At 67.5% G+C, this 10156-nt stretch carries 12 protein-coding genes; all 12 read right to left on the bottom strand.

Translation table 11 applies throughout. The features are described from left to right. A partial coding sequence (locus C5O18_RS02950; RefSeq protein WP_146089183.1) for a hypothetical protein occupies nucleotides 1-669 on the bottom strand: 669 nt, incomplete at its 3' end. A gap of 94 nt (nucleotides 670-763) precedes the next feature. After that, the gene (flgL, locus tag C5O18_RS02945; RefSeq protein ID WP_105191372.1) at nucleotides 764-1663 is read right to left on the bottom strand and encodes a flagellar hook-associated protein FlgL; all 900 of its coding nucleotides are present in this window, start codon (nucleotides 1661-1663) and stop codon (nucleotides 764-766) included. Between the two features lie 15 nt (nucleotides 1664-1678). Then, nucleotides 1679-3280, bottom strand: a complete 1602-nt coding sequence (flgK, locus tag C5O18_RS02940; RefSeq protein WP_206389699.1) for a flagellar hook-associated protein FlgK — start codon at nucleotides 3278-3280, stop codon at nucleotides 1679-1681. Between the two features lie 60 nt (nucleotides 3281-3340). Continuing rightward, a complete protein-coding gene (locus tag C5O18_RS02935) occupies nucleotides 3341-3703 on the bottom strand; it encodes a rod-binding protein (protein ID WP_105191370.1) in 363 nt (120 codons plus the stop codon). Nucleotides 3704-3717: 14 nt separating this feature from the next. Next, a complete protein-coding gene (locus C5O18_RS02930) occupies nucleotides 3718-4845 on the bottom strand; it encodes a flagellar basal body P-ring protein FlgI (protein ID WP_105191369.1) in 1128 nt (375 codons plus the stop codon). A 24-nt stretch (nucleotides 4846-4869) separates the two neighbouring features. After that, nucleotides 4870-5544, bottom strand: coding sequence for a flagellar basal body L-ring protein FlgH (gene flgH / locus C5O18_RS02925; protein ID WP_206389698.1), 675 nt, complete (start codon nucleotides 5542-5544; stop codon nucleotides 4870-4872). A 73-nt stretch (nucleotides 5545-5617) separates the two neighbouring features. After that, nucleotides 5618-6403: a flagellar basal-body rod protein FlgG gene (gene flgG / locus C5O18_RS02920; protein WP_105191367.1), complete on the bottom strand. Its 786-nt coding sequence runs from the start codon at nucleotides 6401-6403 to the stop codon at nucleotides 5618-5620. A 16-nt stretch (nucleotides 6404-6419) separates the two neighbouring features. Then, on the bottom strand, nucleotides 6420-7160 hold the full coding sequence (locus tag C5O18_RS02915; protein ID WP_105191366.1) for a flagellar basal body rod protein FlgF: 741 nt from the start codon (nucleotides 7158-7160) through the stop codon (nucleotides 6420-6422). 26 nt (nucleotides 7161-7186) lie between these two features. After that, nucleotides 7187-8482, bottom strand: coding sequence for a flagellar hook protein FlgE (flgE, locus tag C5O18_RS02910; protein WP_105191365.1), 1296 nt, complete (start codon nucleotides 8480-8482; stop codon nucleotides 7187-7189). Between the two features lie 41 nt (nucleotides 8483-8523). Next, nucleotides 8524-9198: a flagellar hook assembly protein FlgD gene (locus tag C5O18_RS02905; RefSeq protein WP_105191364.1), complete on the bottom strand. Its 675-nt coding sequence runs from the start codon at nucleotides 9196-9198 to the stop codon at nucleotides 8524-8526. A 14-nt stretch (nucleotides 9199-9212) separates the two neighbouring features. After that, nucleotides 9213-9611: a flagellar basal body rod protein FlgC gene (gene flgC / locus C5O18_RS02900; RefSeq protein WP_241146714.1), complete on the bottom strand. Its 399-nt coding sequence runs from the start codon at nucleotides 9609-9611 to the stop codon at nucleotides 9213-9215. A 2-nt stretch (nucleotides 9612-9613) separates the two neighbouring features. Then, nucleotides 9614-10027: a flagellar basal body rod protein FlgB gene (gene flgB, locus C5O18_RS02895; RefSeq protein WP_105191362.1), complete on the bottom strand. Its 414-nt coding sequence runs from the start codon at nucleotides 10025-10027 to the stop codon at nucleotides 9614-9616. Nucleotides 10028-10156 lie beyond the last annotated feature (129 nt).

Below are 10156 nucleotides of genomic sequence, written 5' to 3'. Positions count from 1 at the left end.
GTGGTCGCCCGATTGCGCCAGGCAGCGCGCCGCCTGCAGCGCCAGCAGGCTGCGGCTGTTGGCAAGCTCGGCAATGGCCGGCAACTGCCCGCGCATGCGCGCATAGCTGCGCCCCAGCGGTTCGAGGTCGCGCAGGCGCGCCAGCAGCGGCTGGCGCGGCATCATCATCTTGGCGAGATTCAGCCAGTCCTCGATCGTGGCCTTGCGGCGCACGCCCTGCTCGACCAGACGCTCGAAGAGGTCGAAGCGGTGCTGGTCGACGGCCAGCTCGAAGGCGGTCAGCCAGTCGTCCGGCTTGCCCTTGCAGCGCGCCAGCGCCGCCATATCGATGGTGTCGCCGGCCATCACCATGCGCGTCACCCACTTGACCGGCAGGCGGTCCTGCAGGCGGCGGAAAGCCTCCGTCTCCGCACCCTTGGCGATGGACTGGTACACGGCCAGCCACAAGGCATGGCCACCGGCATCGGGCAGGTTCTCGACCCCCAGCGTGGCCAGGTAGATGACCACCGGTGCCAGCCTGAGCGCACGCGCCGCGCCCAGCACCTCGATGGTGAACAGCCCGCGCGCGGCCTCGGCCACGATGACCTGCTCCAGCTGCTGATGGTTCTGTTGCCGCAAAAGCCGGTCGATCAGCAGCAGGCGCTGCCTGTCCGTCTCCCTGATCAGCATGAGCGTTCTCCTTGTCGCGCGTCCGGCACGGGCCCCGCCCCTGCCGGTATGGTGGTCATGTCATGACGCGGTGCCCGCGGAGGGCGGCGCGCCATCACAGGTAATTGAACAGCGACAGCCCCTGCACCTTGCCGAACACCTGCTGGGCCGCCTGCAGCCCGGTCAGCTGCTGGTTGAAGCGCGAGATGGCCTCGGCATAGTCCAGGTCCTGCAGGTCGGACAGGGTGCCGGACAGCTGCAGCGAGGATTCGGCGCGGATGTCTTCCTGCAGCGCGAGCTGCTGCAGGCGCGCGCCGATGTCGGTGCGCACGTCGGACAGCTGCGCGATGGCGCCATCCATGCTGGTGATGCCGCTGGCCATGGCGGCGCGGTCGGAGGTTTCCACCGCCGTCGCCAGCGCCTTCAGGTCGGCGAGGATGTCGCGGCCGTCATAGGCGAACACGCTGGAGGCCGGGTCGGCATCGGCGATATTGCTGGACACCCCGGTGTCGATGCGGCGCTGGCCGCTGGCCACCGGATCGCCATTGGCGTCCAGCACCGGATTGCCGCTGGCATCGTAGGGCGCCTGGTCCTCGGCGTAGCCGCCGAACAGGTACCTGCCCGAGCCATCGCGGCTGTTGGCCAGCTGCAGCACGGCGTCGTGCAGCTGGTGCAGCTCCTTGGCGATGGCTTCGCGGTCGCTGTCGCTGAGGCTGTCGGTGTTGGCCTGGATGGTCAGCTCGCGGGCGCGCTGCAGCTGCGTGAGACTGCTGGTCAGCGCGGTCTCCTCCTGCATCAGACGACCCTGCACCTGGCTGGCGTTGCGGCCGTACTGCTCGAGCTTGCCGAGGGTGCGCGACACGTCCAGCGCGCGGGTCGCCGCCACCGGATCGTCGGAAGGCCGCAGGATGCGCTTGCCGGAGGCCAGCTGGAGCTGGGTCTCGGTCAGCGACTTCTGCTGGCTCAGCATGCTGCCCAGGCTCTGGGCGTACCACTGCGATGTGGAGATTCTCATGGTCAGTCTCCCCGCTCAGCGCCGGAAGGCGTCGAGCATGGTCTGGAACAGCGCGTTGGCCGTGGCCGCCACCTGGGCGGCGGCCGAATACGCCTGCTGATACTTCATCAGGTTGGCGGCCTCTTCATCGAGATTGACGCCGGACACCGACTGCTGGCGGGCCTCGGCCTGCGCCAGCAGGGTGGCCTGTGCGGTCCCGGCGGTCTCGGCCGAACGCACCGAGGTCGCGATGTCGCTGACCATGCCCTTGATCTGGCTGGCCAGGCTGGTGCGACCGCCGAACAGCAGCGCCTTGTCTTCCAGCGCCACCATGGCGAGGGCGTTGCGGTTGTCGCCGACACCGAAGCTGCCATCGTTGGCGGCGGCGGCGATCTCGCTGGCCTGGGTCAGGTTCATCGACCAGCCGGCGGTGACATCGGCGGTCGGGCGGATCAGGAAGCTGTCGCCGGCGGCGGCGCTGCCGGACAGCGTCAGGGTCAGGCCGACATCGGCCGGATTCACCGCCTTGCCGCCGGGCTGGGTCATCAGCGTGTAGCCGCCCGCGCCATCGGCGACCGCGACATAGTCGCCGCCGGTGAGCTTGGCAATGTCGCCGATCTCGGCCGTGAGCGCGGCCGAGCCCTGGTTGCCGGCGCTGGTCTGCACCGTGGGGCCCGGCAGCGTGAAGAAGTCCTGTCCGGGATTGCCGGACAGGTCCAGGCCCTGCGCCTGCAGACGGTTCATTTCGCTGCCGAGGGCATAGGTCAGCAGACCGAGCTGGCCGCGCGCCGGCGCCAGGATCTCGTCGCGGAAATCGAGCAGGCCGCCGAGGCTGCCACCCTCGATGAAACTGGTGATGACGCCGCCGTCCGGGAGCGTGATCTCGGCCTGGGTCGGGTCGTAGCGGCTGGCCGACACCGACAGGCTCTGAGCATTGGCGCCCAGCACCAGCGACTGGCCGCTGCCGATGAAGATGTTCACGGCGCCGTCGGCCTGGGTCACCGTGCTGACCTTGACCAGCTTGTTCAGCTCCAGGATGGCCTGGTCGCGGGAATCCAGCAGGTCGTTGGCCGGGAAGTCCGCATTACTGCCGCTGCTGGCGATCTGCTTGTTGAGGTCGGCAATCCGCGTGGCGAGGCCGTTGATCTCGCCCACCGAAGCGCGCAGGCGCGCGTCGACATCGCTGCTGAGCTGCTGGAGCTGGGCATCGATGTCCTGCAGGCGGCTGACCAGCGCCCCGCCCTCGTTGATCAGCACCCGGCGCGCGGAGGTGGAGGACGGATCGGTGGCGACATCCTGGATGGCATCGAAGAAGCGCGACATGGCCGCTTCCACGCCGCTGGTGCTGTCGGAAATGACGGTCTCGGCCTGTGCCGACATGGTGGCGTAGGTCTGCGCGCGCGCGAAGCCCGAGGTGTAGGTGCGCACCTGCTCGACCGCATACTGGTCGTAGGCGCGCTTGACCGATGACACCTGCACGCCGGAGCCGATGCTGACCGCCGTGTTGGCGCTGACCACGCGGGTGCCGAAGTTCGTTACCTGGCGGCTGTAGCCCTCGGTGTTGACGTTGGCCACGTTGTGGCTGGTGGTGGCCAGGGCCTTCTGGTACGACACCAGCGCCGACAGCGCCGTGCTCATTGCTCCGCTCATGATCCTGCTCTCTCGTCGGCCGGCCCGCGCGTCGCGGTCATGCCGGCACTATCGGTCGGTGCCATCCGAACTTGAATCCGGCCGCCGCAGGCTGGCCTGCAGGGACTGACTTTCCGCTGACGGTGCCAGCTGTCTGACCATGGTTTCTGCAAGGCCTATGCCACCCTTTTCCGACAGGTTCACGGCCATCTGATTGTCGAACATGTCGCGGTAGACCTTCTCGCTGTCACTGCTGAACAGGCCGCTTTCCGGCACCGCGTCACGCATGCTCTTCAGCATCATCTGCAGGAACACCGACTCGAACTGGCGCGCCACCGGCAGCAGCGCAGACGACGGATCCTTGACGGCCTCCGTCTTCAGGCCGCGCAGCCCGTTGGGATCGTGAAAGAGAATGCCGCTGCTGGTGTCCATGGCGGGCCTCCGGGTCAGATCACGATCAGTTCGGCGCGCAAGGCGCCGGCCTGGCTCAGCGCTTCGAGGATGGCGACCAGATCGGACGGCGCGGCGCCGACGGCGTTGATGGCGCGCACCACGTCATCCAGCGTGTTGCCGGTGTCGAGCTTGAACATGCGCGGCGTCGCCTGCTCCACCGCGATGGTGGAGTCCGGCACGATGGCGGTCTGGCCCTGCGAGAACGGCGCCGGCTGGCTGACGCGCGGGTTTTCCTTGATGGTCACGGTGAGCGAGCCGTGGGTCACCGCCGCCGGCAGCGTGCGCACGGTGCCGCCGATGACGATGGTGCCGGTGCGGGAGTTCACCACCACGCGCGCGGGCGCCTCGGCCGGCTTGATCTCCATGTTCTCGAGAATGGAGATGAAGCTGATCTGGCGGTCCGGGTCGGCCGGCCCCTGCACCGCCACCGTGGTGGCGTCCATGGCGCGCGCCACGCCCTCGCCGAGGTTGCGGTTGATCTCCTCGACCAGGCGGTTGGCGGTGGTGAAATCCGGGCTGTTGAGGTTGAGCTGGATCTGGCCGTTGACCGCGACCTGGCCCGGGGCCTGGCGCTCAACGCTGGCGCCGCCGGGAATGCGGCCGGCGCTGGGCACGTTGACGGTGATGCGCGAGCCGTCCTGGCCGGAGGCGCCCATGCCGCCGACCAGCAGGCTGCCCTGGGCCATGGCGTAGATCTGGCCGTCGGCGCCGGTCAGCGGCGTCATCAGCAGGCTGCCGCCGCGCAGCGAGCCGGCGTTGCCGATCGAGGACACGGTGACATCGATATTCTGGCCGGGCTTGGCGAACGGCGGCAGCGTGGCGTGGACCATGACCGCGGCCACGTTCTTGAGCTGCGGGTTGATGTTGTCCGGCACCTTGACGCCGAAGCGCGACAGCATGTTGCGGATGCTCTGGATGGTGAACTGGGCCTGGCTGGTCTGGTCGCCGGTGCCGGCGAGGCCGACCACCAGGCCGTAGCCGACCAGCTGGTTGCCGCGCACGCCGGAGATGCTGACCAGGTCCTTGACGCGCTCGGCCTGCGCCAGCGCGGGCAGCATGGGCAGGACGACGGCGGCGATCAGCGCCAGGGCCTTGAGACTGCTCGGGAAACGGGAGTTCATGACTGTCAAATCTCCGTCGGGCCGTCAGAACGGTGACAGCAGTGACTGGAAGGCGCGGCCGAGCCAGCCCATGGCGTTGGCATCGTTGAGCGCGCCCTTGCCGCTGTAGGTGATGCGGGCATCGGCCACCTTCCACGACGGCAGGCTGTTGTCGGGCGCGATGTCGATGGGCCGGATGACACCGGCGAGGCGGATGAACTCCTCGCCCTGGTTGAGCGTGACCCACTTCTCGCCGACCACGCGCAGGTTGCCGTTGGCCATGACCTCGGCCACCGTCACCGTGATGCTGCCGCTGAGGCGGTTGCTCTGGCTGCTGCTGCCCTTGCCGCTGAAGTCCTGCTCCGACTTCAGGCCGGTCTCCAGACGCGGCAGCGCCTTGCCGGCGATGATGGCGGTGCCCGGAATGGTCAGGCTGTTGTCCTTGGCGGTGCTGGTGGAGGACTGCTTGCTGGCGTCGGTGCGCTCTTCCAGGTAGATGGTGACGATGTCGCCGACCTGCATGCCGCGCTGGTCCACGAACAGGTTCTGTACCCGCCCGGACTGGAAGATGGCACCCGGCGTGGCCGCGCTCGGCGGCACCGCCTGCGGCACCGCCGGCCGCCACGACGGATCGCCGGCGACCACCTGGTGGTTGTGTGCGCAGCCGGCCAGCAGGAGCAGCGCTCCGGCGGCGATGACGCGCGACAGCATGTTGTTCATGGCGTTTCTCCCCATGGCCGCCCCGACCCCGCCGGGCCGTCCGGGATGCCCCGTGCACCCGGCCCTGCCGGCGTCAGACGTTGTTGGTCAGGTACTGCAGCATCTGGTCGGTGGTGGAGATGGCCTTGGAGTTCATCTCGTAGGCGCGCTGGGTCTCGATCATGTTGACCAGCTCCTCGACCACGTTGACGTTCGACGCCTCCAGCGCACCCTGCTGGATGGTGCCGATGCCGTTCAGGCCCGGCGTGCCGGTCTGCGGCGCGCCGCTGGCGGCGGTCTCGACGTAGAGGTTGGCGCCGCGCGGCATGAGGCCGGCGGCATTGGTGAAGTCGGTGAGCTGCAGGCTGCCGATCTGCGCCGCCGCGGCCTCGCCGTTCATCTTCACCGACACCGTGCCGTCGCTGCCGATGGTCACCGACTGCGCACCCTGCGGCACGGTGATGCCGGGCTCGACAACATAGCCGCTGGAGGTCACCAGCTGGCCCTGGTCATCGAGCTCGAAATTGCCGTCGCGGGTGTAGGCGGCGGTGCCGTCCGGCAGGCGGATCTGGAAGAAGCCGCGGCCGTCGATGGCGACATCCAGCGAGTTGCCGGTCTGCGACACCGTGCCCTGCTGGTGGATCTTTTCGCTGGCGGCCACGCGCACGCCGGTGCCGAGGTGCATGCCGGTGGGCAGGCGCGTCTGCTGCGTGGACTGGCCGCCAGCCTGGCGGACGTTCTGGTAGAGCAGGTCCTCGAACACCGCGCGGTCTTTCTTGAAGCCGGTGGTGTTGGCGTTGGCCAGGTTGTTGCTGACCACCTGCATGCGTGTCTGCTGGGCATCGAGGCCGGTCTTGGCGACCCACAGGGCGGGATTCATGGCGTTTCCTCCGGGGTTATTCCAGGCGCATCAGGCGGGTTCCGCTGTCCGCCATGTCCTTGGCGGTCTGCATCATCTTCACCTGCATTTCGTAGGTTCTGGACAGGTTGATCATGTCCACCATGGCGGCGACGGCGTTGACGTTGGAGCCCTCCAGGGCACCGGACACCAGCTGCACCGAGGCCGAGGCCTGGCCGGGCTCGCCGTCGCGCTGGCGCATCAGCCCGTCATCGCCCTTGATCACCTGCTGCTCGTCGAGCGTGACCAGGCGCAGACGGTCGACCACCGCCAGCGTGTTCGGGCCCTGCCCCAGCGGCACGATGGAGATGGTGCCGTCCTGGCCGATGGTCATGCTGCCGTGCGGCGGAATGACCACCGGGCCGTTGTCGCCCAGCAGCTGCTGGCCGGCACCGTTGAGCAGACGCCCGTCGGCGGTGAGCTGCAGGTCGCCGCGACGGCTGTAGGCCTCGGCGCCGGTGGCATCCTCGACCGCCAGCCAGCCGCTGCCGCTGATCGCGACATCGAGGTCGCGGCCGGTCTGCGCCACGTTGCCGGGCGTGAGCTGGCTGTAGCGCTCGGCGGACACCGGGTTGATGCGCGAGGCATGACCCGGGCCCGCCACCTCGTTGCTGAGCAGGGCGTGGAAGTCGGCGCGGAAGCCCGCCGTGCTGGCATTCGCCAGGTTGTTGATCAGCGTGGTCTGCGCCTGCTGGCTGGCACGCGCGCCGGCCATGCCGATGTAGAGCATGTGATCCATGACGACCTCCCCGCCTCAGCGCGTCATCAGCGCAGGTTGATGATGGTCTGGGTGAGCTGGTCGGCGGTCGAGATCATCTGCGCGTTGGCCTGGAAGTTGCGCTGCGCGGTGATCATTTCCACCAGCTGCTCGGTCAGGTCCACGTTCGATGCCTCCAGCGCGCCGGCCTGCACCAGGCCGAAGTTCGAGGTGCCGGCCTGGCCCAGGCGCGGACCGCCCGAGGTGTAGGTCTCGGCCCACTGTGTCTCGCCCATCTGCTGCAGGCCGTGCGGGTTGGAGAAGATGGCAATGGCCACCTGTCCGAGCAGCTTGAGCTGGCCGTTGGTGAAGCGCGCCGACACCACGCCGGAGTTGTCGACCTCGATGCCGGTCATGCGCCCGGTGGTGTAGCCGTCCTGGAACAGGCTGTTGACGCCGAACTGCTGCCCGTACTGGGTGGACTCGATGTAATTGAAGCTCAGGCTCATATTGGAGGCGCCGGTGCCGAGCTCGGCGCCGGTCACCGTGACCGTCGGCAGCGAGCCGGAAAGGTCGACACCGCCCTGGCCCACGCGCAGCTTGCCGGTGGCCGAGTCGAAGCTCATGACCTGCGGTGTGCCGCGTTCGGTGCCGTCAATGAACAGACGCTGGGTCCAGGTGTTCTCGGCCACCGGCGGCGTGGCCGCGGCATCGGCCTGCATCTTTACGAAGTAGACCGTGGCGGTGTGCGGCGTGCCGAGCGAGTCGTAGACCGTCATCGAGGTGGCGTGGTTGTAGGTCGCCGGGTTGGTGGCGTCGAAGGCGTAGGCGGTGAAGCCGTTGCTGTCGGTGGTGCCCGGCACACTGGCATTGGCCGGCAGGTTGACGCCGATGTCGACGCTGCCGGTGGCCTGCGGCGGGCTCTCCGTGGTCAGCAGGCGCAGGTCGCTGAGCGCACCGGTGGCGAAGTCGCCGGTCTCGGAGACCGGGTACACCTGCAGGCGCTGGCTGTCATCGTTGACCACATAGCCTTCGCGATCGACCGAGAAGGCGCCGGCGCGGCTGTAGACGATGCCTTCGCGTCCCTTCATGACGAAGAAACCCTCGCCGCTGATGGCCATGTCGAGGTTGTTGTTGGTGAAGTCGATATTGCCCTGGCCGAACTTCTGGCTGATCGAGGAGATCTGCACGCCGGAGCCGGTGGAGGTCGACGACAGGTCGTTGGCGGCGGTGGCGTAGACATCCGAGAACAGGATGCGCGACGACTTGAAGCCGGCGGTGTTGACGTTGGCGATGTTGTGCGCGGTGACATCCAGGTGGGTGGATGCCGCATTGAGGCCGCTGAGCGCAGTACGGAAAGTCATGGTGTGTCTCCGTGGGTGGGTTCGGTCAGGTCAGGCGGGCCTCAGCCCACCTCCTTGATGTCGGAAAGGCTCTTGCTGCCCAGGCCCTGCAGCTGCAGCTGGGCGGCACCACCGGTGCCGGACATGGTCACGCCGGTCACCGGCGCGCGCACCAGCGTGGTCAGCGCCTCGGTCTTGCCGCTGATGGTGGCGGTGGCGGAAATGCTGTACTGGCCGTCGGCGACCTTGCTGCCGTTCTCGTCGGTGCCGTCCCAGCCGAACACCAGCGGACCGGCGGCCTGATCGGCGGCATGCAGGCGGCGCACGGTGACGCCGGCGGCGTTCTTGATCTCGATGTCCACCGACGTGGCCTTGGCGCTCAGCTCGATTTCGCCGACCAGGTCGGGACTGGAGGCGTCGATGGCGATGGTGTTCGACTCGACCAGAACCTCGCGGCCAACCAGGCTGGCCGCCGACAGCATCTGCGAGCCGCGCAGGGTGTCGATCATGTCGGTCATGCTCTCGTTCATTTCGGAGATGCCGCTGACCGAGGTGAGCTGGGCCATCTGCGCGATGAACTGGGTATTGTCGGTCGGCTTCAGCGGGTCCTGGCTCTGCAGCTGCTTGAGCATCAGGGTCATGAAGTCTTCCGAAGTCAGCCCCGAGATGTCCTTCTTGCGCGTGGTCTCGGTGGTGGTCTTGGGGTTCAGCAGGTTCTGCACGTAATCGATGTCCATGCCCCTCTCCCGGGTTACTGCTGGCCGAGCTGCAGCGTGCGCAGCATCAGGCTCTTGGTGGTGTTGAAGACTTCTGCATTGCTCTGGTAGTTGCGCGAGGCCGAGATCATGTTGGCCATCTCCTCGACGGCGCTGACGTTGGAGCCGTAGACGTAGCCGTCGCCATCGGCCCTGGGATGGCCGGGTTCGTAGCGCTTCATCACCGGCGCCTGACTCTCGACGATCTGCGGCACCGCCACCGGCCCGCCGGCGGCCTGGCTCATGACGGTCTCGAACACGGTCTGGCGGGCGCGGTAGGCGGTGGCCTCGCTGCCGCTGACGGTGTCGACGTTGGCCATGTTGCTGGCCGTGGTGTTGAGCCGCAGCATCTGCGCGTTCATGGCAGAGCCGGCGATGTCAAAGATGCTGGCCATGGTCAGCGACCTCCGGTGATGGCGCTTTTCAGCGACAGGAACTTGCCGCCGAGGAAGCGCAGCGATGCCTGGTAGTCGACCGCGTTCTGGGCATAGACCGCCTGCTCCACGTGCGTCTCGACGGTGTTGCCGTCCAGCGTCGGCTGGTACGGCGTGCGGTACTTGAGCTGGGCTTCCAGCGGCGACATGGCGGTGCTGCCATTGATATCCATGTGGCCGCCCTGCGTGCGCGTCAGCTGCACATCGGTGCCCGGCGCAGAGACCGCGGCCATGGCTGCGCGGAAGTCGATGTCACGGGCCTTGAAGTTCGGCGTGTCGGCGTTGGCGATATTGGTGGCCAGCACTTCGTTGCGCTGCGAACGCAGCATGAGCGCTTGCTCATGTACCCCCAGTGCCTTGTCGAAGCTGATCGCCATTTTTTTCCCTTCCTGCCCTAAAGCCTGTCGGCCCGTGGTCGATATTGCGTTTGCAGGGCATCCAAGCAATCGCTGTGCCATGGCATTTTATTTTTTATCTATCAATCACATAGAAAGAAATCTCGGCAC

Origin of the sequence: Amnimonas aquatica, from assembly GCF_002943415.1 — a bacterium.
GTDB lineage: Bacteria > Pseudomonadota > Gammaproteobacteria > Pseudomonadales > Moraxellaceae > Perlucidibaca > Perlucidibaca aquatica_A.
This window is presented reverse-complemented; position numbering and strand designations above follow the sequence as displayed.